The sequence below is a fragment of the Puerhibacterium sp. TATVAM-FAB25 genome (assembly GCF_046535855.1).
GTDB classification, from domain to species: domain Bacteria; phylum Actinomycetota; class Actinomycetes; order Actinomycetales; family Cellulomonadaceae; genus Puerhibacterium; species Puerhibacterium variabilis_A.
The window spans coordinates 1-22,281 of record NZ_JAXUAK010000001.1; the positions used below are offsets into that span (position 1 = coordinate 1).

The 22,281-nt window shown below is 73.7% G+C and carries 19 protein-coding genes; 17 read left to right on the forward strand and 2 right to left on the reverse strand.

Annotated features, from left to right (window positions below):
• Nucleotides 1–157: 157 nt before the first annotated feature.
• On the forward strand, nt 158–709 hold the full coding sequence (locus tag U5M74_RS00005; RefSeq protein ID WP_410904966.1) for an NUDIX domain-containing protein: 552 nt from the start codon (nt 158–160) through the stop codon (nt 707–709).
• A gap of 62 nt (nt 710–771) precedes the next feature.
• Here the strand turns inward: U5M74_RS00005 and U5M74_RS00010 are convergent, their stop codons facing one another.
• Nucleotides 772–2,655: an ABC transporter ATP-binding protein gene (locus tag U5M74_RS00010; RefSeq protein WP_410905750.1), complete on the reverse strand. Its 1,884-nt coding sequence runs from the start codon at nt 2,653–2,655 to the stop codon at nt 772–774.
• Nucleotides 2,656–2,748: 93 nt separating this feature from the next.
• Between U5M74_RS00010 and U5M74_RS00015 the strand changes: the two genes are divergently transcribed.
• The 5 genes from U5M74_RS00015 (at nt 2,749) to U5M74_RS00035 (ending at nt 8,386) form a co-directional block, all read left to right on the forward strand.
• Nucleotides 2,749–3,261 (forward strand): MarR family winged helix-turn-helix transcriptional regulator, encoded by a 513-nt coding sequence (locus tag U5M74_RS00015; RefSeq protein WP_410904967.1) that lies wholly within the window; start codon nt 2,749–2,751, stop codon nt 3,259–3,261.
• A gap of 25 nt (nt 3,262–3,286) precedes the next feature.
• A complete protein-coding gene (gene coaE / locus U5M74_RS00020; RefSeq protein ID WP_410904969.1) occupies nt 3,287–3,916 on the forward strand; it encodes a dephospho-CoA kinase in 630 nt (209 codons plus the stop codon).
• 86 nt (nt 3,917–4,002) lie between these two features.
• Nucleotides 4,003–6,120 (forward strand): excinuclease ABC subunit UvrB, encoded by a 2,118-nt coding sequence (gene uvrB / locus U5M74_RS00025; RefSeq protein ID WP_410904970.1) that lies wholly within the window; start codon nt 4,003–4,005, stop codon nt 6,118–6,120.
• A 248-nt stretch (nt 6,121–6,368) separates the two neighbouring features.
• Nucleotides 6,369–7,391 (forward strand): TerC family protein, encoded by a 1,023-nt coding sequence (locus U5M74_RS00030; protein ID WP_410904972.1) that lies wholly within the window; start codon nt 6,369–6,371, stop codon nt 7,389–7,391.
• Nucleotides 7,388–8,386: a TerC family protein gene (locus tag U5M74_RS00035; RefSeq protein WP_410904974.1), complete on the forward strand. Its 999-nt coding sequence runs from the start codon at nt 7,388–7,390 to the stop codon at nt 8,384–8,386. The genes U5M74_RS00030 and U5M74_RS00035 overlap by 4 nt, the downstream gene beginning before the upstream one ends.
• Before the next feature lie 122 nt (nt 8,387–8,508).
• Here U5M74_RS00035 and U5M74_RS00040 read toward each other — a convergent pair whose 3' ends face one another.
• Nucleotides 8,509–8,805, reverse strand: coding sequence for a YciI family protein (locus U5M74_RS00040; protein WP_410904976.1), 297 nt, complete (start codon nt 8,803–8,805; stop codon nt 8,509–8,511).
• A 101-nt stretch (nt 8,806–8,906) separates the two neighbouring features.
• On the opposite strand from U5M74_RS00040, the gene uvrA reads away from it, so the two are divergent.
• The 11 genes from uvrA to U5M74_RS00095 all read left to right on the forward strand — a co-directional run bounded on the left by uvrA (nt 8,907) and on the right by U5M74_RS00095 (nt 22,167).
• Nucleotides 8,907–11,888: an excinuclease ABC subunit UvrA gene (gene uvrA / locus U5M74_RS00045; protein ID WP_410904978.1), complete on the forward strand. Its 2,982-nt coding sequence runs from the start codon at nt 8,907–8,909 to the stop codon at nt 11,886–11,888.
• Nucleotides 11,885–12,508, forward strand: coding sequence for an acetyltransferase (locus U5M74_RS00050; protein WP_410904980.1), 624 nt, complete (start codon nt 11,885–11,887; stop codon nt 12,506–12,508). The genes uvrA and U5M74_RS00050 overlap by 4 nt, the downstream gene beginning before the upstream one ends.
• 96 nt (nt 12,509–12,604) lie before the next feature.
• Nucleotides 12,605–14,824, forward strand: coding sequence for an excinuclease ABC subunit UvrC (gene uvrC / locus U5M74_RS00055; protein WP_410904982.1), 2,220 nt, complete (start codon nt 12,605–12,607; stop codon nt 14,822–14,824).
• The gene (gene rapZ, locus U5M74_RS00060; RefSeq protein WP_410904984.1) at nt 14,821–15,804 is read left to right on the forward strand and encodes an RNase adapter RapZ; all 984 of its coding nucleotides are present in this window, start codon (nt 14,821–14,823) and stop codon (nt 15,802–15,804) included. Before uvrC ends, rapZ begins: the two co-directional genes overlap by 4 nt.
• A 1-nt stretch (nt 15,805) precedes the next feature.
• Nucleotides 15,806–16,801 (forward strand): gluconeogenesis factor YvcK family protein, encoded by a 996-nt coding sequence (locus tag U5M74_RS00065; protein ID WP_410904986.1) that lies wholly within the window; start codon nt 15,806–15,808, stop codon nt 16,799–16,801.
• Nucleotides 16,802–16,871: 70 nt separating this feature from the next.
• Entirely contained in the window at nt 16,872–17,852 is a 981-nt protein-coding gene (whiA, locus tag U5M74_RS00070) for a DNA-binding protein WhiA (protein ID WP_069982762.1), read from the forward strand.
• 237 nt (nt 17,853–18,089) lie between these two features.
• Nucleotides 18,090–19,094, forward strand: coding sequence for a type I glyceraldehyde-3-phosphate dehydrogenase (gene gap / locus U5M74_RS00075; RefSeq protein ID WP_410904988.1), 1,005 nt, complete (start codon nt 18,090–18,092; stop codon nt 19,092–19,094).
• 164 nt (nt 19,095–19,258) lie between these two features.
• The gene (locus U5M74_RS00080) at nt 19,259–20,458 is read left to right on the forward strand and encodes a phosphoglycerate kinase (RefSeq protein WP_410904990.1); all 1,200 of its coding nucleotides are present in this window, start codon (nt 19,259–19,261) and stop codon (nt 20,456–20,458) included.
• 5 nt (nt 20,459–20,463) lie between these two features.
• Nucleotides 20,464–21,252, forward strand: a complete 789-nt coding sequence (gene tpiA / locus U5M74_RS00085; RefSeq protein WP_410904991.1) for a triose-phosphate isomerase — start codon at nt 20,464–20,466, stop codon at nt 21,250–21,252.
• Nucleotides 21,253–21,412: 160 nt separating this feature from the next.
• The gene (gene secG, locus U5M74_RS00090; RefSeq protein ID WP_069982758.1) at nt 21,413–21,655 is read left to right on the forward strand and encodes a preprotein translocase subunit SecG; all 243 of its coding nucleotides are present in this window, start codon (nt 21,413–21,415) and stop codon (nt 21,653–21,655) included.
• Nucleotides 21,656–21,810: 155 nt separating this feature from the next.
• The gene (locus tag U5M74_RS00095; RefSeq protein WP_069982757.1) at nt 21,811–22,167 is read left to right on the forward strand and encodes an RNA polymerase-binding protein RbpA; all 357 of its coding nucleotides are present in this window, start codon (nt 21,811–21,813) and stop codon (nt 22,165–22,167) included.
• The last annotated feature ends 114 nt before the right edge of the window (nt 22,168–22,281 follow it).

Here is a 22,281-nt window from a genome sequence, read left to right on the forward strand (position 1 = left end):
GCGGGGGCCGCCCCCCCCCCCCCCCCGCCCCCCCCCCCCCGCCCCGCCCCCCCCCGCCCCCCCCCCCCCCCCCGGGGGGGTGGCGGGCCTCCGTCGTCCCCGAACCTGCGCCGGGGGTCTCTCTGGGCGAGGGCGGGCGGGCTCGTAGGGTGGCCGCATGGCCTGGCAGACCCGCACCTCGAGCACCGTGTACGCCAACCGCTGGATCCGCGTCCGCGAGGACGCGGTGGTGATGCCCGACGGGGCGGACGGGGTCTACGGCGTGGTGGAGGTGCGCCACCCGGCGGTGTTCGTGGTGGCCCTCGACGACGCCGGCCGCGTGCTGCTGGTCGAGGTCGACCGGTACACGGTGGGGCGCTCGTGGGAGGTCGTGGCCGGCGGCTCCGACGGGGAGGACCCGCTGGCGGCCGCGCGCCGGGAGCTGCGCGAGGAGGCCGGCCTGGAGGCCGACGACTGGTCCGAGGTGGGGCGGATGGACGCCCTCAACGGCATCTGCGTCGCGCCGGAGCACGTGTTCCTCGCCCGCGGCCTGCGCGCGGTCGCGGGTGCGGGCGAGCTCGCCCGCACCCAGCGGGAGGAGGGCATCGGCGCCACGCGCTGGGTGCCGTTCGGCGACGCGGTGGCGATGGCCGCCGCCGGCGAGATCCGCGACGGCGAGACCGTGGCCGCGCTGGCGTTCGCCGGCGCGCGCCTCGGCCGCTTCGCCTGAGGCGCCGCGGCGCCGCGGTCGCCTCGCGGGCGACCTCGGGCGGCGGCGGCGGGTGGCGGGCCTCAGGCGGCCGAGGCTGCCGCCGGGGCGAACTGCGTGCGGTAGAGCTCGGCGTACAGGCCGCCGGCCGCGAGCAGCTCGGGGTGCGTCCCCTGCTCGACGACGCGGCCGTCGTCGAGCACGACGATGAGGTCGGCCTCGCGCACGGTCGACAGCCGGTGGGCGATGACGAGCGAGGTGCGCCCGGCCAGCGCCGCGTCGAGCGCCGCCTGCACCGCCGCCTCCGACTCGGAGTCCAGGTGCGCCGTCGCCTCGTCGAGGACCACGACCTCGGGCGCCTTGAGCAGCAGGCGGGCGATGGCCAGGCGCTGCCGCTCGCCGCCGGACAGGCGGTAGCCGCGGTCGCCGACGACGGTCTCGACGCCGTGGGGCAGGCGCTCGACCAGGTCCCAGATCCGGGCGGCGCGCAGCGCGGCCTCGAGGTCGGCGTCCGTGGCGTCGGGCCGGGCGTACCGCAGGTTCTCCGCGATCGTGTCGTGGAAGAGGTGCGCCTCCTGGGAGACCACCCCGACGGTGTCCCGCAGCGACGCCAGCGTGACGTCGCGCAGGTCCGTGCCCGCGATGCGGACGGTGCCGTGCGTGGGGTCGTACATGCGCGACACGAGCTGGGAGACCGTCGTCTTGCCGGCGCCCGAGGGGCCCACCAGGGCGACCATCGCGCCGGCCGGCACGGAGAACGTCACGTCGTGCAGCGTGTCCCCGGTGGGGTCGTTGCGCAGGGCGGCGACCGACTCGAGGGAGGCGAGCGAGACCTCGTCCGCGCTCGGGTAGCGGAACGTCACGCCGTCGAGCTCCACGCCCGCCCCGCGGACGGCGACGGCCGTGCGCAGGTCGGCGGCGTCGGGCCGGTCCGCGACGCTCGGCTCGAGGTCGAGCACCTCGAGCACCCGCTCGAAGCTCACGAGCGCGGTCATGACGTCGACCTGGACGTTGCTCATCGCCGTCAGGGGGCCGTAGAGGCGGCCGAGGTAGGCGGTGAGAGCGACGACGACGCCGACGGTGAGCTCGCCGGCGACGGCCTGCAGGCCGCCCAGCCCGTACACGGCGGCGATGGCGACCGAGGCGAGGGTGGTGAGACCGACCCGGAACCAGGTGCTCACCAGGGCGCGGCGCATCCCGAGGTCCCGCAGCCGGCGCACCTGCGCGCCGTAGCGGGCGTTCTCCCGCTCGGGGTCGCCGAACACCTTGGCCAGGTGCGCGCCCGCGACGTTGAACCGCTCGTTCATGAGCTGGCCGGCCTCGGCGTTGAGCTCGTAGCCCTCGCGGGTCATGGCGGCCAGACGGCGGCCGAACCAGCGCGCCGGCAGCACGAAGAACGGCACGAGCACGAGCGCCAGCAGCGTCAGCTCCCACGACATCGCCAGCATCGCGGCGAGCGTGAACACGATCGTCAGGCCGTTGGACACGACGGTCTGCAGGGTGGAGGTGAAGGCCTGCTGCGCGCCCAGCACGTCGCCGTTGAGCCGCTGGACGAGGGCGCCGGTGCGGGTGCGGGAGAAGAAGGCCAGGGGCATGCGCTGCACGTGGTCGAACACGGCGGTGCGCAGGTCGAGGATGAGGCCCTCGCCGACGTGGGAGGAGACCCAGCGCTCGGCGACCGCGAGGCCGGCGGAGACGAGGGCCAGGACGGCGGCGCCGGAGGCGAGCAGCACGATCAGGCCGCGGTCGCCGGCGGCGATGCCGTCGTCGATGAGGTGGCGGAACAGCAGCGGGGTGGCCGCGCCAGCGGCGGCGTCGAGCGCCAGCAGCAGCAGGAAGACGGCCAGGCGGCCGCGGTAGGGCCGCGCGAAGGACAGCACGCGCCGCAGGGTGCGGCGGGCGAGGCGGTGGGTCGTCACGGAGGAGTCCTGGGTGAAGGACCGCATCCCGTGGCCGGGGTGGGGCATGCTCACGGTCGCCTCCAGGGGTTCGGGGACACGAGCAGATGCTGAGCATACCTCACTATGTGTTCGGCTCACCAGATCGGTTACGCTGGCGCCGTGACCGGAGCGACGGAGGCGACCCCGCTGGCCGAGCGGCACGTGCACGACGACGCCGCGACGCTCGTCGAGCTGCTGCACGCGGCGGTCCGGGGCCTGCGGCGCGACGCCGCCACGCTGGGCGACCCGCTCACGCCCGGCCAGGCCCGGCTCCTGCGCTCGCTGGCCCACGCCGACGGGCCGCTGCGCGCCGTCGACCTCGCCGCCCGCCTCGACGTCGCGCCCCGCTCGGTGACCACCAAGGTGGACCAGGCCGAGGCCGACGGGTACGTGCGCCGGCTGCCCGACCCGCACGACCGGCGGGCCCGGCTGGTCGAGCTCACGGACGCCGGGCGCGCGGCGCTGGCGCGCGTGTGGGCCGAGCGGCGCCAGGGCGCGGCGGCGCGCCTCGCGCGCCTCACGCCCGACGAGCGCGCGGAGCTGCTGCGCATGCTGCGGGTGGTCGGCGCCGACGATCCCGACGACCTCGACGGCCCGGCGGGCGCCGACGGCCCGGACGGCACGGCCCGCTGAGGCCGGCTGGGGCAGGATGGGGCCCATGCTCCGCATCGGCCTGACGGGCGGCATCGCCGCCGGCAAGTCCGTGGCGGCGCGGCGCCTGGCCGAGCTCGGCGCCGTCGTCGTCGACCACGACGTGCTCGCCCGCGAGGCGGTCGCGCCCGGCTCCGTGGGGCTGGAGCGCGTCGTCGAGGCGTTCGGGGACGGGGTGCTGCTCGCGGACGGGTCGCTCGACCGCCCGGCGCTGGGGGCCGTGGTCTTCGGCGACGCCGCCGCGCGGGAGCGGCTCGAGAGCATCGTGCACCCCGAGGTGCGGCGGCTGTCCGCCGAGCGCGAGGCCGCCGCCGTCGCGGCCGACCCGCGCGCCGTCGTCGTGCACGACATCCCCCTGCTGGTCGAGACGGGCCAGGCGGACCGGTTCGGGCTGGTGGTCGTCGTGCACGCGCCGGCGGCGCTGCGCGCGGAGCGGCTCACCGGGACGCGCGGGCTGGACCCCGACGCGGCGCGCGCCCGCGTCGCGGCGCAGGCGACGGACGACGAGCGGCTGGCCGTCGCGGACGTGGTGCTCGACGGCACGGGCACGCAGGACGCGCTGCGGGCGCAGGTCGACGCCCTGTGGGAGCGGGTCGCCGCGGAGGCCGCGGCCGAGGCGGGGGCCGAGGAGGGCTGACCCCTCGGGCGGGCGGGCCGCCCGGCTGGCGGGCCGCCCAGCTGCCCGGCTGCCCGGGTGTCGGCGGGTCGGCCTACCGTAGAGGCATGCGACCCGTGACCGACCTGCAGCGTGCGGTGGCCCCGTTCGAGGTCATCAGCGAGTACGAGCCGTCGGGCGACCAGCCCGCGGCCATCGCCGAGCTCACCCGGCGCGTCCAGGCGGGGGAGAAGGACGTCGTGCTGCTGGGCGCCACGGGCACCGGCAAGAGCGCGACGACCGCGTGGCTCATCGAGAAGCTGCAGCGGCCCACGCTGGTCATGGCACCCAACAAGACGCTCGCGGCGCAGCTCGCGTCGGAGTTCCGCGAGCTGCTGCCCAACAACGCCGTCGAGTACTTCGTCTCGTACTACGACTACTACCAGCCCGAGGCGTACATCGCGCAGACGGACACCTACATCGAGAAGGACTCGTCGATCAACGACGAGGTCGAGCGGCTGCGCCACTCCGCCACGAGCTCGCTGCTGACGCGGCGCGACGTCGTCGTGGTCGCCTCGGTGTCCTGCATCTACGGCCTCGGCACGCCGCAGGAGTACGTCGACCGGATGGTGCGGCTCGACGTCGGGGACGTCGTCGACCGCGACGAGATGCTGCGCCGGTTCGTGCAGATGCAGTACTCCCGCAACGACATGGCGTTCACGCGGGGCACCTTCCGGGTGCGCGGCGACACCGTCGAGATCATCCCGGTCTACGAGGAGCTCGCCGTGCGGATCGAGTTCTTCGGCGACGAGATCGAGGCGATCCAGACGCTGCACCCGCTCACCGGGGACGTGGTCCGCAACGAGGAGAGCATCTACCTCTTCCCGGCCACCCACTACGTCGCGGGCCCGGAGCGCATGGAGCGGGCCATCGGCACGATCGAGGCCGAGCTGGCCGAGCGCCTGGCCGACCTGGAGCGGCAGAACAAGCTGCTCGAGGCCCAGCGGCTGCGCATGCGCACCACCTACGACATCGAGATGATGCGCCAGATCGGCAGCTGCAACGGCATCGAGAACTACTCGCGGCACATCGACGGCCGGGCGGCCGGCACGCCGCCGAACACGCTGCTCGACTACTTCCCCGAGGACTTCCTGCTCGTCATCGACGAGTCGCACCAGACGGTGCCGCAGATCGGCGCCATGTTCGAGGGCGACATGTCGCGCAAGCGCTCGCTCGTCGAGCACGGCTTCCGCCTGCCCTCGGCCATGGACAACCGGCCGCTGCGCTGGGAGGAGTTCGTCGAGCGCATCGGCCAGACGGTCTACCTGTCCGCCACGCCCGGCGACTACGAGCTGTCGCTGTCCGACGGCGTCGTGGAGCAGGTCATCCGCCCGACCGGCCTGGTCGACCCGGAGGTCGTCGTCAAGCCGACCAAGGGGCAGATCGACGACCTGCTGCACGAGATCCGCCAGCGGGTCGAGCGCGACGAGCGCGTCCTGGTCACCACGCTGACCAAGAAGATGGCCGAGGACCTCACGGACTACTTCCTCGAGAAGGACGTGCGGGTGCGGTACCTGCACTCCGAGGTCGACACGCTGCGGCGCGTCGAGCTGCTGCGCGAGCTGCGGCTGGGCGAGTACGACGTGCTGGTCGGCATCAACCTGCTGCGCGAGGGCCTCGACCTGCCCGAGGTGTCCCTGGTGGCGATCCTCGACGCGGACAAGGAGGGCTTCCTGCGCTCCGAGCGGTCGCTGATCCAGACGATCGGCCGCGCCGCCCGCAACGTGTCCGGCCAGGTGCACATGTACGCGGACAAGACGACGCCCGCCATGCGGTACGCCCTGGACGAGACGAACCGCCGGCGCGAGAAGCAGCTCGCCTACAACGCCGAGCACGGCATCGACCCGACCCCGCTGCGCAAGCGGATCGCCGACGTGACCGACATGCTCGCCCGCGAGGACCTGGACACCCAGGAGCTGCTGGCCGGCGGCTACCGCAAGCCGGCCGACGGGGGCCGCCGCGCGAAGGGCGGCGCGCCCGTCCCGGGGGCGCCCAAGGAGGGCGCGACGACGGGCAACCGGCTCGCCGGCGCCGCGGCGAGCGACCTCGCCGGGCTCATCCAGGAGCTCACCGACCAGATGCACACCGCCGCCTCCGAGCTGCAGTTCGAGGTCGCGGCGCGCCTGCGCGACGAGATCTCCGGGCTGAAGAAGGAGCTGCGGCAGATGCAGGCGGCCACGGCCTGACGCGCCTGGCGCGGCGGGCGGCGCCGCGGCCGGCCGACACGCCGCGGCGACGTCGCGTCCGGCGGTGGGGGAGGGCCGCGTGCCGTATGCTGAGTCCCCGTTGGGCGGGAGTACTCCCTGAGCGGTGAGGTCGTCAGCACGACCGGCGTCGGTGCCGGTTCGGCCTCACCCGCCGGCGTCGCGGCACGGTCGCGAGGCAGGCGGAGAAGACGTCCGGTGACATCGTGCTACCCACCGGAGGTCCTCCTATGAACGTGCCCGTCTGGGTCTGGGCAGTCACCGTCGTCGCCATCCTGGCGATGCTCGCGGTCGACTACGTCGGACACGTCCGCACGCCCCACGCGCCCTCGCTGCGCGAGGCCACCCGCTGGTCGATCGTCTACGTGGCGATCGCCGTCGTCTTCGGCCTGATCGTCTGGGCCGTGTGGGGCGGCCGGTACGGCGGCGAGTACTTCGCCGGCTACATCACCGAGAAGTCGCTCAGCGTCGACAACCTCTTCGTGTTCGTGCTGATCATGACCAGCTTCCGGGTGCCCCGGGAGTACCAGCAGAAGGTCCTGCTGATCGGCATCACCATCGCGCTCGTGATGCGCGCGGGCTTCATCGCCGCCGGCGCGGCGCTCATCGCCAACTTCTCGTGGGTGTTCTACCTCTTCGGCGCGTTCCTGATCTGGACCGCGATCGCGCAGGCGCGGCACAAGGACGAGGGCGAGGAGTTCAAGGAGAACGCGGTCCTGCGGCTGACCCGGCGGGTGCTGCCGACCACGGACTCCTACGTCGGCGACAAGATGACCGCCAAGGTGGACGGCAAGCGGTTCGTCACCCCGATGCTCATCGTCATGATCGCGATCGGGTCGGCCGACCTGCTGTTCGCGGTCGACTCCATCCCGGCGATCTTCGGCCTGACCCAGGAGACCTACCTGGTCTTCACCGCGAACGCCTTCTCGCTCCTGGGCCTGCGCCAGCTCTACTTCCTCATCGACGGCCTGCTCGACCGCCTCGTGTACCTCAACTACGGTCTGGCGGCGATCCTCGGCATGATCGGCGTCAAGCTGCTCATCCACGCGCTGCACACCAACGAGCTGTCGTTCATCAACGGCGGCGAGCACGTCGAGGCGATCCCGGAGATCTCCACCCCGGCCTCGCTCGGGTTCATCCTCGTGGTGCTCACGATCACCACGGTCGCCTCCCTGCGCCGCGACCGCGCGGACCGCAGGGCCGCCGCCGCGGAGATGACCACTCCCACGAACCCCATGAAGGACGCTGAATGATCCACGAGCTGCCCTACGTCTTCGAGGCGGTAGCCCTCGTCGCCGTGGTCGTCCTGCTGGCCGCCGACCTCCTCATCGTCGGCCGCAGGCCCCACGTGCCCACGATGAAGGAGTCCGGCCTGTGGGTCGCCTTCTACGTGGCGCTGGCGATCGTCTTCGGGGTCGTGGTGTGGCTCGTCGGCGGGGCCGTGCCGGCCGGCGAGTTCTTCGCCGGCTGGCTGACGGAGTACTCCCTCAGCGTCGACAACCTCTTCGTCTTCGTCATCATCATGACGAAGTTCGCGGTGCCCCGGCAGTACCAGCAGAAGGTGCTGATGGTCGGCATCATCACCGCGCTCGTGCTGCGGGCGGTCTTCATCCTGGTCGGCGCCGCGGTCATCGAGCAGTTCGTCTGGGTGTTCTACCTGTTCGGCGCGTTCCTCATCTACACGGCGATCAAGCTGGTCACCGGCGGCGAGGAGGACGAGGAGTTCAAGGAGAACGCCGTCATCCGCTCGCTGCGCCGCGCGCTGCCGCTCTCGGCGCACTACGACGAGGGCCGGCTGCGCACGACCGTCGACGGCAAGCGCCTGTGGACGCCGATGATCGTCGTCTTCCTCGCGATCGGGTCCACGGACCTGCTCTTCGCGTTCGACTCGATCCCGGCGATCTTCGGCCTCACCCAGGACCCGTTCATCGTCTTCACCGCGAACGTGTTCGCGCTCATGGGGCTGCGCCAGCTCTACTTCCTGCTGGGCGGCCTGCTGGAGCGGCTGGTCTACCTGCCGATCGCGCTGGCGGTCATCCTCGGCTTCATCGGCGTCAAGCTCATCCTCGAGGCGCTGCACCAGAACACGCTGCCGTTCATCAACGGCGGCGAGGGGCTGCACGGCGTGCCCGAGGTGCCGATCTGGCTCTCGCTGGTCGTCATCCTGGCGTCGCTCACGATCGCCACGGTGGCGAGCCTGGCCAAGACGCGGCGCGACGCGGCCGTCAACGCCGGCGCCGACGCCTGACCGTCGACGACCGGCCGCGTCCACCTCTCGGACGCCGCAGGCCCGGACCCCGCGCGGGGTCCGGGCCTGCGGCCGTCAGGAGACGGACGGGGCCGCGTCGGTCCTCGTAGGTCCGGGCGGGGTCAGCCCGCGAAGCCGCCGATCACGGGGACCAGCTCCCGGGCCGTGCGGGTGCCCACGAGGCCCTCGCGGCGGAAGGGGTCGGCGTCCAGCAGGGCCAGCGCGCCGTCCGCGTCGTCCGCCTCGACGACGATGAGCGCGCCGTCGGGCTGGTCGCCCGTCGCGGGCAGCGGGCCCGACAGCCGCAGGCGGCCCTCCGCGTGCAGGCCGCGGAGGAACTCGCGGTGCTCGGGGCGGACGACGTCGCGGCGCGCGGCGCTGTCGGGGGCGTAGACGTAGGTGACGACGAACACGGCCATGGGGCACATCCAAGCACGCGGCGCGTGAGATCCGTCGCACCGGCGTGCGAACTCCCTCGAACGTCTGTGCGACTGTCAGGGGACGGAACTACGATGCCGGGGTGAGCAACCGTCTCGTCATCTCCGGCGCCCGCGAGCACAACCTTCGCAACGTCGACCTCGACCTCCCGAGGGACCGGCTCATCGTCTTCACCGGGCTGTCGGGCTCCGGCAAGTCGTCGCTCGCCTTCGACACCATCTTCGCCGAGGGGCAGCGCCGCTACGTCGAGTCGCTCTCGGCGTACGCCCGGCAGTTCCTCGGGCAGATGGACAAGCCCGACGTCGACTTCATCGAGGGCCTGAGCCCTGCGGTCTCCATCGACCAGAAGTCGACCAACCGCAACCCGCGCTCGACGGTCGGCACCATCACCGAGGTGTACGACTACCTGCGCCTGCTGTACTCGCGGGCCGGGACGCAGCACTGCCCCGTGTGCGGCGAGGTGGTGCAGTCGCAGACGCCGCAGCAGATCGTCGACAAGCTGCTGGAGCTGCCCGAGGGCACCCGCTACCAGGTGCTGGCGCCCGTGGTGCGCGGCCGCAAGGGCGAGTACGCCGACCTGTTCAAGGAGCTGCAGACCAAGGGCTTCGCCCGCGCCCGCGTCGACGGGGAGGTCGTGCAGCTGTCCAGCCCGCCGCAGCTGGAGAAGAAGCTCAAGCACGACATCGAGGTCGTGGTCGACCGCCTCGTGTCGCGCGAGGGGGTGCAGCGCCGGCTCACCGACTCCGTCGAGACGGCGCTGTCGCTCGCGGGCGGGCTGATGATGATCGAGCTCGTCGACGCCGACACCGACGACCCCGACCGCATCCGGAAGTTCTCCGAGAAGCGCGCCTGCCCCAACGACCACCCGCTCGTGCTCGACGAGATCGAGCCGCGCACGTTCTCGTTCAACGCCCCGTACGGCGCGTGCCCGGAGTGCACCGGCATCGGGTTCCGTCTCGAGGTGGACCCCGAGCTCGTGGTGCCCGACCCGGAGAAGTCGCTCGCCGAGGGCGCCGTCGCGCCGTGGGCGCAGACCTCCAGCGAGTACTTCGCGCGGGTGCTCACCGCGCTCGCGGAGGAGATGAGCTTCTCCATGGACGTGCCGTGGCGGGCGCTGCCCGAGCGTGCCCGGCAGGCGATCCTGCATGGCCGCAACCACGAGGTGCACGTCAAGTACCGCAACCGCTGGGGCCGCGAGCGGCAGTACTCCACCGGCTTCGAGGGCGCCGTGACGTTCGTCGAGCGCCGGCACGCCGAGACGGAGTCGGACTGGTCCAAGGAGCGGTACGAGGGCTTCATGCGCGAGGTCCCGTGCCCGGTCTGCAAGGGCGCCCGCCTCAAGCCCGAGGTGCTCGCCGTCAAGGTCGGCGGCCGGTCGATCTGGGACGTGTGCCGCATGTCCATCGAGGACGCCGCCGCCTTCCTCAAGACGCTCGAGCTGGGGGAGCGGGAGCGGCAGATCGCCGCCGAGGTGCTCAAGGAGATCCACGCCCGCCTCGGGTTCCTGCTCGACGTCGGCCTGGACTACCTGTCGCTGGAGCGCCCGGCCGCCACGCTGTCCGGCGGCGAGGCCCAGCGCATCCGGCTCGCCACGCAGATCGGCTCGGGCCTGGTCGGCGTGCTGTACGTGCTCGACGAGCCGAGCATCGGCCTGCACCAGCGCGACAACCGGCGCCTGATCGACACGCTCACGCGTCTGCGCGACCTGGGCAACACGCTCATCGTCGTGGAGCACGACGAGGACACCATCCGCACGGCGGACTGGATCGTCGACATCGGCCCCGGCGCCGGCGAGCACGGCGGCCGGGTGGTGCACTCCGGCGACTACGCCGGCCTGCTCGAGGCGCCCGAGTCGCTGACCGGCGCGTACCTGTCGGGCCGCCGGCGCATCCCGGCGCCTGCCGCGCGCCGCCCGGTCGACCCGGACCGCGAGGTCACCGTCGTCGGCGCGCGCGAGCACAACCTCAAGAACGTCGACGTCAGCTTCCCGCTGGGCGTGCTGACCGCCGTCACCGGCGTCTCCGGCTCGGGCAAGTCCACGCTCGTGAACTCGATCCTCTACACGGTGATGGCCAACGAGCTGAACGGCGCGCGCCAGGTGGCGGGCCGCCACACGCGCGTCACGGGCCTCGACCAGCTCGACAAGGTCGTGCACGTGGACCAGGGCCCCATCGGCCGCACCCCGCGCTCCAACCCGGCCACCTACACCGGCGTCTGGGACCGGATCCGCAAGATCTTCGCGGAGACGGAGGAGGCCAAGGTGCGCGGCTACGGGCCCGGGCGGTTCTCGTTCAACGTCAAGGGCGGGCGCTGCGAGGCGTGCTCCGGCGACGGCACCCTGAAGATCGAGATGAACTTCCTGCCGGACGTCTACGTCCCGTGCGAGGTCTGCCACGGCGCGCGGTACAACCGCGAGACGCTCGAGGTGCACTTCAAGGGCAAGACCGTCGCCGACGTCCTCGACATGCCGATCTCCGAGGCGGCCGAGTTCTTCGCGGCGTTCCCGGCGATCTCCCGGTACCTGCAGACCCTCGTCGACGTCGGCCTGGGCTACGTGCGACTCGGGCAGCCCGCGCCGACGCTGTCGGGCGGCGAGGCGCAGCGCGTCAAGCTCGCCAGCGAGCTGCAGCGCCGCTCCACCGGCCGCACGGTCTACGTGCTCGACGAGCCGACGACCGGCCTGCACTTCGAGGACATCCGCAAGCTCCTCGGCGTGCTGCAGAACCTCGTCGAGAAGGGCAACTCGGTGATCGTCATCGAGCACAACCTCGACGTCATCAAGAGCGCCGACTGGATCATCGACATGGGCCCCGAGGGCGGCTCCGGCGGTGGCACGGTCGTGGCCCAGGGCACGCCCGAGGAGGTCGCCGCGGTCGAGGCGAGCCACACCGGCCGGTTCCTCGCCGAGGTGCTCGCCGCCCACCCGCCGGTGGAGCAGCCGGCGCGCCCGCGCCGCGCGCGCAAGGCGGCCACCGCGGCAGGGGCGGCGCCCGCCGCCAAGGCCGGCAAGAAGAAGGTCGCGGCCGCGACGTCGGGCGCCCGGCGCACGACCGCGAAGGCGTGAGCGCGCCGCAGGAGGCGGCCGTGCGCGTCGTCCGCGACGACGACCCGGCCGCCGCGGCGCTGGCCGCCGACGGCTGGGCGCCCGTCGCCGAGTCGTGGGGCGCCCGGCTGCGCGTGACGCCGACCGTGCTGGGCCGGTGCGCCGCGGCCGTCGCCGCGGCCACCGATGCCGGCTGGGAGGTGCTCGTCCTCGGCCCGCAGGACGCCGAGGCCGTCGTGGCCCTCGACGCGGCCTGCGCGGCCGACTACCCGGACACCGTGGCGACCCGGCACGACGTGCCGGACGCCGCCGCGCTGGCCGACGACCTGCGCTCCGGCGCCCGCTGGGCCTACGGTGCCACCGCCGCGGACGGCCGGCTGGACGCCGTCACCGTGCTCTACCCGTCGCTCGGCCGGGAGGCGCCCATGATCGAGACCGACTTCACCGTGACCCGGGCCGCGGTCCGCGGCCGGGGGCTGGCGACGGGCGTGAAGGCCGCGGCGGTGCTCGACCTGGCGGCCCAGGGCCACGAGCTGTTCGGCACCGGCGGGGCGGGCGTCAACGCGGCGTCCCGCCGGGCGAACGGGGCCCTCGGCTACGTGGTGACGGAGCGCTGGCTGCACCTGCGGCCCGCGCGCTGACCGCCCGTCGCCGGCACGCCGGCCGGCCGGCCGACCCGCCCGCGCTGACCGCGGGCGGGTCCGACGGTGTCGGCGGGGCGGCTTAGGGTGGACGGCATGGCCGACCCCGCCACCTATCGTCCTGCGCCCGGGGAGATCCCCACGTCGCCGGGCGTGTACCGCTTCCGGGACGCCCACGGCCGCGTGATCTACGTCGGCAAGGCCAAGAACCTGCGCTCCCGGCTGTCCAGCTACTTCCAGGACATCGCCAACCTGCACCACCGCACCCAGACGATGGTGACCACCGCCGCCTCGGTCGAGTGGACCGTCGTGGGCACCGAGGTCGAGGCGCTCGCGCTCGAGTACACCTGGATCAAGCAGTACGACCCGCGGTTCAACGTCAAGTACCGCGACGACAAGTCGTACCCGTACCTCGCCGTCACGATGTCCGAGGCGGTGCCCCGCGCCCAGGTGATGCGCGGCGCCAAGCGTCCCGGCACCCGCTACTTCGGCCCGTACGGCCACGCCTGGGCGATCCGCGAGACGCTCGACCTGCTGCTGCGCGTCTTCCCGATCCGCACGTGCTCCGCGGGCGTCTACAAGCGTGCCCAGGCCAGCGGGCGCCCCTGCCTGCTCGGCTACATCGACAAGTGCTCGGCGCCCTGCGTGGAGCGCATCTCGCAGGAGGACCACAAGCAGCTCGCACAGGACTTCTGCGACTTCATGGCGGGCGACACCCAGCGGTTCGTGCGCCGGCTCGAGAAGCAGATGCAGGAGGCCGCGGCCGACATGGAGTACGAGCGCGCGGCCCGGCTGCGCGACGACGTCCAGGCCCTGCAGCGGGCGCTCGAGAAGAACGCGGTGGTGCTCGGCGACGCCACGGACGCCGACGTCTTCGCGCTCGTCGGTGACGAGCTCGAGGCGGCCGTGCAGGTGTTCCACGTGCGCGGCGGGCGGATCCGCGGCCAGCGCGGCTGGGTCGTGGAGAAGGTCGAGGACGTCACGGACGGCGAGCTCGTCGAGCACCTGCTGCAGCAGGTGTACGGCTCGGCCGACGAGGGGCTCGAGTCCGGCGCCGACGAGGCGACGCGCGCGGCCGCGCGCGACGCGGTGCCGCGCGAGGTGCTCGTGCCGGTGCTGCCGCCCGACCTCGAGCAGGTCACGGCCTGGCTCACGGGGCTGCGCGGCGCGCGGGTCGACGTGCGCGTGCCGCAGCGCGGCGAGAAGCGCGAGCTGGCCGAGACGGTGCGCAAGAACGCCGAGCACGCCCTCGCCCTGCACCGCACCCGCCGCGCGGGCGACCTCACCACCCGCAGCCAGGCCCTGCGCGAGATCCAGGAGGCGCTCGGCCTCGACTCCGCACCCCTGCGCATCGAGTGCTACGACGTGTCGCACACCCAGGGGACCTACCAGTCGGCCTCGATGGTCGTGTTCGAGGACGGCCTGGCCCGCAAGAGCGAGTACCGGTCGTTCAGCGTCCGCGGCGCGGACGGCACCGGCGCGCGGGACGACACGGAGGCGATGCACGAGGTCATCACCCGGCGGTTCCGCCGGTATCTGGCCGACCGGTCGCGCGCCGGCGAGGTGGAGATCGACGTCGAGGACGAGGACGCGCCGGCCCCCACCGGGCCGGGCGGCGCGCAGCGCTCCGGCGAGGTGACCGCCGACGCGCCCGCAGACCGCCCCTCGCGGTTCGCCTACCCGCCCAACCTCGTGGTGGTCGACGGCGGCCCGCCGCAGGTGGAGGCCGCGCGCCGGGCGCTCGACGAGCTCGGCGTCACCGACGTCGCGCTGTGCGGCCTGGCCAAGCGCCTGGAGGAGGTGTGGCTGCCGGGGGAGGACTACCCGGTGATCCTGCAGCGCTCCTCCGAGGGCCTGTACCTGCTGCAGCGCGTCCGCGACGAGGCCCACCGGTTCGCCATCACCCAGCACCGCCGCCGGCGCAGCAAGGGCATGACGGCGTCGGCGCTCGACGAGGTGCCGGGCCTGGGCCCGGCGCGCACCAAGGCGCTGCTGACCCACTTCGGCTCGGTCAAGCGGCTCAAGGCCGCGAGCGTCGAGGAGATCGCCGCGGTCCGCGGCATGGGGCCGGCGACGGCCAAGGCGGTGCTCACCGCCCTCGGCGCGGCGGGGTCCGCGGCCACGGCCGACTCCGCGGCCACGGCCGACTCCGCGGCGTCCGCGGACGACGCCCCTGCCGGTGCGGCGCCCGACGCCCCCGCCGACGCCCCTGCCGACGCCCCTGCCGACGCCCCCGTGGGCGACGCCGCGACCGGCGGGGACACGGCCGGCGCGGGGGGCTCGGGAGCCGCCGAGGCTGGCATGCTGAGGGCATGAGCGACACGTCGGCCGACGCCGCCTCCCGTGCCGCGGAGGCGGCCGTCCAGGAGCCCGAGCCCCTGACCCTGCCCACCGGCATCCCGGCCATCGAGGCCGCCACGCGCGGGCCCCAGCACAGCAGCCCCGAGGTCCTGATCATCACGGGCATGTCGGGCGCCGGGCGCAGCCGCGCGGCGGGCGTCCTGGAGGACCTCGACTGGTTCGTCGTCGACAACCTGCCGCCCGCCATGATCGTCCCGCTCGTGGACCTCATGACGCGCAGCGGGTCCTCGGTCGAGCGCCTCGCGGTGGTCGCCGACGTGCGCGGCCGCGAGTACTTCAACGACCTGCGCGGCGCGCTCGGGCACATGCGCCAGCGCGGCGTGGACTACCGGATCCTGTTCCTCGACGCCACGGACGAGACGCTCGTGCGCCGCTTCGAGAGCGTGCGGCGCCCCCACCCGCTGCAGGGCGACGGCCGCATCCTTGACGGCATCGCCGACGAGCGCCGGGCGCTCGCCTCGATCGCCGAGCGCGCCGACACCGTGATCGACACCTCCGAGCTGTCGGTGCACGACCTCGCGCGCGAGGTCCGCGCCGCCGTCGCCGGCGGCGGCCCGGAGACCCTGCGCGTCAACGTCGTGGCCTTCGGCTTCAAGTACGGCCTGCCGCTGGACGCCGACCACGTCGTCGACGTGCGCTTCCTGTCCAACCCGTACTGGGTGACCGAGCTGCGCCACCTCACCGGCCGGGACGCCCCGGTGCGCGACTACGTCCTCGGCCGCCCGGGCGCCCAGGAGTTCGTCGAGCGCTACGTCGCCGCGCTCGAGCCCGTGCTGGCCGGCTACCTGCACGAGGAGAAGCGGTACGTGACCATCGCGGTCGGCTGCACCGGCGGCAAGCACCGCTCCGTGGCGATCGCCGAGGCGATCGCCCAGCGGCTGCGGGCCACGGGGCAGCGGGTCACCGTGACGGCGCGCGACCTCGGGAAGGAGTGAGGTGGCGTTCAGCTCGACCCGGCCCGCCGTGACCGCCCTGGGCGGCGGGCACGGCCTGTCGGCCAGCCTCGCGGCGCTGCGGCACGTCAGCGACCGCCTCACCGCCGTCGTGACCGTCGCCGACGACGGCGGCTCCTCCGGCCGCCTGCGCTCCGAGCTCGGCGTGCTGCCGCCGGGCGACCTGCGCATGGCGCTCGCGGCGCTGTGCGACGACTCCGAGTGGGGCCGCACGTGGAGCGCCGTGCTCCAGCACCGCTTCGACTCCGCCGGCCCGCTGGACCGGCACGCGACCGGCAACCTGCTCATCGTCGCCCTGTGGGAGCTGCTCGGCGACGAGGTCGCCGGCCTCGACTGGGTCGGGCGGCTGCTCGGCGCGCGCGGGCGCGTGCTGCCCATGTCGGCCGTGCCGCTCGCCGTGGAGGCGGACGTGCGGGTGGACGACGGCGCCGGCGGGCACCTGGAGACGGTGGCGGGCCAGAGCCGCGTGGCCACGGCGCCCGGGCGCATCGAGCAGCTGCGGCTCGTGCCCTCCGACCCGCCGGCGCACGAGGAGGCCGTCGAGGCGGTCCGCGCGGCCGACTGGGTCGTGCTCGGGCCCGGCTCCTGGTACTCGTCCGTGCTGGTCCACCTGCTCGTGCCGGAGCTGGCCGCCGCGCTGCACGAGACGTCCGCGCGCCGGTGCGTCACGCTCAACCTCTCGCCCGACGGCGAGACGTCCGGCCTCACCGCCGTCGACCACCTCGAGGCGCTGCACAAGCACGCCCCCGGCCTGCGGGTCGACGTCGTGCTGGCGGACCCCACCGCCGTCGAGGACGTGGCGGCGGCCGAGGAGGCGGCCGCGGCCATGGGCGCCCGGCTGCTCATGCGGCAGGTGGCGCTCGGCGACGGCAGCGCGCGCCACGACGCCCTGCGGCTCGCCGCCGCCTACCGCGACGTCTTCGACGGCGTGCTGGGCGACGTCCGGGCCCCCGAGCCGGGCGCCGGACCGCGGGCCTGAGACCGTCGTCACGCCCGCCGCGCGCGGCGCGACACGCCCGGGCGCGACACGCCGTGGCAGGATGACCGCCATGGCGCTCACGGCAGAGGTGAAGGACGAGCTGGCGCGGCTGCGGGTCACCCGCACGTCGTGCCGCAAGGCGGAGGTCTCGTCGACCCTGCGCTTCTCCGGAGGGCTGCACATCATCTCCGGGCGCGTGGTCATCGAGGCCGAGCTCGACACGGAGTCCGTCGCGGCCCGGCTGCGCACCGCGATCGCCGACCTGTACGGCCACGCGAGCGACCTCATCGTCGTCCAGGCCGGCGGCCTGCGGAAGAACAACCGGTACGTGGTGCGGGTCGTGCGCGAGGGGGAGTCGCTCGCGCGGCAGACCGGCCTGCTCGACCAGCGCGGGCGGCCCGTGCGGGGCCTGGCGCCGGAGGTGGTCTCCGCGGGCGTGCCCGAGGCCGAGGCCGTGTGGCGCGGCGCGTTCCTGGCGCACGGCTCGCTCACCGAGCCGGGCCGGTCGATGGCGCTCGAGGTGACCTGCCCGGGCCCGGAGTCCGCGCTGGCGCTCGTGGGCGCCGCCCGCCGGCTGGGGGTGCAGGCCAAGTCGCGCGAGGTGCGGGGCGTCGACCGGGTGGTGATCCGCGACGGCGACGCGATCGGCGAGATGCTGCGGCGCATGGGCGCCTCGGCCTCCCTCGCGGTGTGGGAGGAGCGCCGCGCGCGCCGGGAGGTGCGCGGCACCGCGAACCGGCTGGCGAACTTCGACGACGCGAACCTGCGCCGCTCGGCGCGGGCCGCCGTCGCCGCCGGCGCCCGCGTGCAGCGCGCCTTCGAGATCCTCGCCGACGAGGTGCCCGAGCACCTGCGCGAGGCGGGCGAGCTGCGCCTCAAGCACAAGGAGGCGTCGCTCGAGGAGCTCGGCCAGCTCGCCGACCCGCCGCTGTCCAAGGACGCCGTCGCCGGTCGCATCCGCCGGCTGCTGTCGACGGCCGACAAGCGCGCCCTCGAGCTCGGCATCCCGGACACCGAGGCGGGGCTCAGCCCGGACCTGCTCGACCTCTGAGCACGTGGTCAGACCTCGCACGCCGGAATGCGGGCCCCGTCACACACCCGGGCGCGGTGGGGTATAGGCTCGAGGGCGTCAGGTGACGACGACGTGACCTTCTCGAGAGGTCCAGCAGGCCGTGCGCCTGAGGTCCCTCGACCGAAGGTCCGCGCCGTCACGGACGCGCGCCACCGCGCGCTGTCAGGCAACAACGTGTGCGTCGGGAGGCCCCGGCGCGCCCCTGAGGAGGGCACTGTGACCATCCGCGTCGGGATCAACGGCTTCGGCCGCATCGGACGGAACTTCTACCGGGCTCTGGTCGAGTCGGGTGCGGACATCGAGGTCGTCGGCGTCAACGACCTGACCGACAACAAGACCCTGGCCCACCTGCTCAAGTACGACACGGTGCTGGGCCGCCTGGGCTCGTCGGTCGACTACGACGACGACAACATCATCGTCGACGGCAAGAAGATCCGCGCGCTCGCGGAGCGCGACCCCGCCAACCTGCCCTGGGCCGAGCTCGGTGCCGACATCGTCATCGAGTCCACCGGCTTCTTCACGGACGCCACCAAGGCCAAGGCGCACATCGACGCCGGCGCCAAGAAGGTCATCATCTCGGCGCCCGCGAAGAACGAGGACGCCACCTTCGTGATGGGCGTCAACCACGAGCAGTACGACGCTGCCGCGCACAACATCATCTCGAACGCGTCGTGCACGACGAACTGCCTCGCGCCGCTCGCCAAGGCCCTCAACGACTCGATCGGCATCGAGCGCGGCCTCATGACGACGATCCACGCCTACACGGGCGACCAGAACCTGCAGGACGGCCCGCACCGCGACCTGCGTCGCGCCCGCGCCGCCGCGCAGAACATCGTGCCGACCTCGACGGGTGCCGCCAAGGCCATCGGCCTGGTGCTGCCGGAGCTCAAGGGCAAGCTCGACGGCTTCGCCCTGCGCGTGCCGGTCATCACCGGCTCGGCCACGGACCTCACCTTCGAGGCCTCGCGCGAGGTCACGGTCGACGAGGTCAACGCCGCGGTCAAGGCCGCCGCCGAGGGCGCCCTCAAGGGCCACCTCGAGTACGTGGAGGACGAGATCGTCTCGTCGGACATCGTCACCAACCCGCACCAGTCGATCTTCGACGCCAAGCTGACCAAGGTGATCGGCAACCAGGTCAAGGTCGTCTCCTGGTACGACAACGAGTGGGGCTACTCCAACTCGCTCGTCGCGCTCACCACCTACGTGGGCGAGCGTCTCTGACGCCTGCGCGCAGAGCGTGAACCGACACGTCCGCGTGCGCGCCGCCCGACCGTGTGGCTCAGTCCCCGGCGGGCGCCGCGCACGCGGACGTCGTCGTGTCCGGCCCGTGCGGGCCGGACGCCGTCCCTGACCCTCCCCGAGACCCGGCAACAGGTGGAGTGCCCATGAAGACCATCGACTCCCTGGGGGACCTGCGCGGCAAGCGCGTCCTCGTCCGCTCCGACTTCAACGTGCCGCTGGACGGCACGACGATCACCGACGACGGCCGCATCCGCGCCGCCCTGCCGACGCTGACGCGCCTGCGCGACGCCGGCGCCCGCGTCGTCGTCACCGCGCACCTGGGACGCCCCAAGGGCGAGCCCGACGCGAAGTACTCGCTCGCGCCCGTCGCGGCCCGCCTGGGCGAGCTCCTGGGCGCCGACGTGCGGCTCGCCGAGGACGTCACCGGCCCGTCCGCCCGCGCCACCGTCGAGGCCCTGGCCGACGGCGACGTCGCGCTGCTGGAGAACGTCCGCTTCGACGCCCGCGAGACCTCGAAGACCGACGCCGAGCGCGAGGAGCTCGCCGGCGAGCTGGCCGAGCTCGCCGACGCGTTCGTCTCCGACGGCTTCGGCGTGGTGCACCGCAAGCAGGCCTCGGTCTACGACGTCGCCAAGCTCTTGCCGTCCGCAGCCGGCGACCTGGTGCTGCGCGAGGTGGAGTCGCTGTCGAAGGCCACCACCGACCCGGCGCGCCCGTACGCGGTCGTGCTCGGCGGCTCGAAGGTCTCGGACAAGCTCGGCGTCATCGCCAACCTGCTGACCAAGGCCGACCGCCTGCTCGTGGGCGGCGGCATGGTGTTCACCTTCCTCGCCGCGAAGGGGTACGGCGTCGGTGCCTCCCTGCTCGAGGAGGACCAGGTCGAGACGGTCAAGGGCTACCTGGCCACGGCCGAGGAGAACGGCGTCGAGATCGTGCTGCCGACGGACGTCGTCGTGGCCGACCGCTTCGCCGCCGACTCGCCGCACGACGTCGTGCCCGCCGAGGGCATTTCCGAGGGCCGCATGGGCCTCGACATCGGCCCGGCCTCCGGCGCCGCCTTCGCCGCGAAGCTCGCCGACGCCAGGACGATCGCGTGGAACGGCCCCATGGGCGTGTTCGAGTTCGACGCGTTCGCCGGCGGCACCCGCACGGTCGCCCAGGGCATCGTCGACGCGACCGCGAACGGCGCCTTCTCCATCGTCGGCGGCGGCGACTCCGCCGCCGCCGTGCGCCGGCTCGGCTTCGACGAGGCCGGCTTCAGCCACATCTCCACCGGTGGCGGCGCCTCCCTCGAGCTGCTCGAGGGCAAGACCCTGCCCGGCATCCAGGTCCTGGAGGACTGAGCGCGATGACGAACCGCACCCCGCTCATGGCGGGCAACTGGAAGATGAACCTGGACCACCAGGAGGCCATCGCCACGGTCCAGAAGCTGGCGTGGACGCTCAAGGACGCCAAGCACGACCCGGCGGCCGTCGAGGCCGTCGTGCTGCCGCCGTTCACCGACCTGCGCTCGGTGCAGACCCTGGTCGACGGCGACAAGCTCGACGTCGGCTACGGGGCGCAGGACGTCTCGCAGCACGCGAGCGGCGCGTACACCGGCGAGGTCTCGGCGCAGATGCTCGCCAGGCTCGGCGTGCGCTACTGCACCGTGGGCCACTCCGAGCGCCGCGAGTACCACGGCGAGTCCGACGAGCTGGTCAACGCCAAGATCCGCGCCCTCGACGCGCACGGCATCGCCGCGATCCTGTGCGTGGGGGAGGGGCTCGACGTCCGCAAGGCCGGCGAGCACGTGCCGTACACCCTGCGCCAGCTCGAGGCCGGCCTCGCCGGGCTCGACAAGGAGCAGGTCAGCAAGGTCGTCGTCGCGTACGAGCCCGTCTGGGCCATCGGCACCGGCGAGGTCGCCACGCCCGACGACGCGCAGGAGGTGTGCGGCGCGATCCGCCGCAGGCTGGCCGACCTCTACGACGAGGACGTGGCCCAGACGGTCCGCGTGCTGTACGGCGGCTCGGTGAAGTCGGGCAACGTCGCGCAGATCATGGCGCAGCCGGACATCGACGGCGCGCTCGTGGGCGGCGCCAGCCTCGACCCCGAGGAGTTCGCCAAGATCGTGCGCTTCCAGGCGCACGCCGCCTGAGGCGCCGCGCCCCCCGACGCACGCCCCGGGGAGCGAACCCCGTGCCCCGCGGCACGGGGTTCGCCCCCCGGGGCGCGCGTCACATACTCTTGACCCGGCCGGGCGACCGGCCGCGGGACCCGGCACCACCGGGGCCCGTCGACGACGAGACCGAGGACCCATGGACGCGCTGCGCATCATCCTCCAGGTCCTGCTGGTGATCACCAGCGGGTTCCTGACCCTGCTGATCCTGCTGCACAAGGGCAAGGGCGGCGGTCTGTCCGACATGTTCGGCGGCGGCGTCACGGCCAGCGCGGGCAGCTCGGGCGTCGCCGAGCGCAACCTCAACCGCATCACGATCAGCTTCGCCGTGGTCTGGGCGCTGGTCATCGTCCTGCTGGGTCTGATCCAGAAGGTCGCCTGAGACCACCCGGTCGGGGCCGCGACGACGCCGGCCCGGACCGCCCGGCGGGGCCCTGCCCCGCCGGACCCCGCGGCGGCGCGACGGGGCGCCGCCACCCGATCAGGAGCGACCGTCCGCGCGGTGAGCCGCGGGCGCGAAGGTGAGGTCGACGCAACGTGGCATCTGCCGGACAGGCGATCCGAGGCTCGCGCGTGGGCGCGGGTCCCCTGGGAGAGGCCGAGCGCGGCGACGTCGCGCCCCGCGCCCAGGTGTCCTACTGGTGCGCGAACGGGCACGAGACGCGCCCGAGCTTCGCCGTCGGGCACGACGTCGAGCTGCCGGTGAGCTGGGACTGCCCCCGCTGCGGCTACCCGGCCGGGCTCGACCCGACGGCGCCGCCGGCGCCGGTGCGCACCGAGGTCTACAAGACGCACCTGGCCTACGTGAAGGAGCGCCGCTCCGAGGAGGACGGCGCCGCGCTGCTCGAGGAGGCGCTCGCCACCCTGCGCCGCCGCCGCGGCGACGGCGCCTGACGCGCGGGGACCTGCGCCGGCACGTCCCGCACGACGAAGGCCCTGGACCGCAGCAGCGGTCCAGGGCCTTCGTGCGTCGGCCGGGCCCTGGACGGGTACCGACCAGTCGCCGGC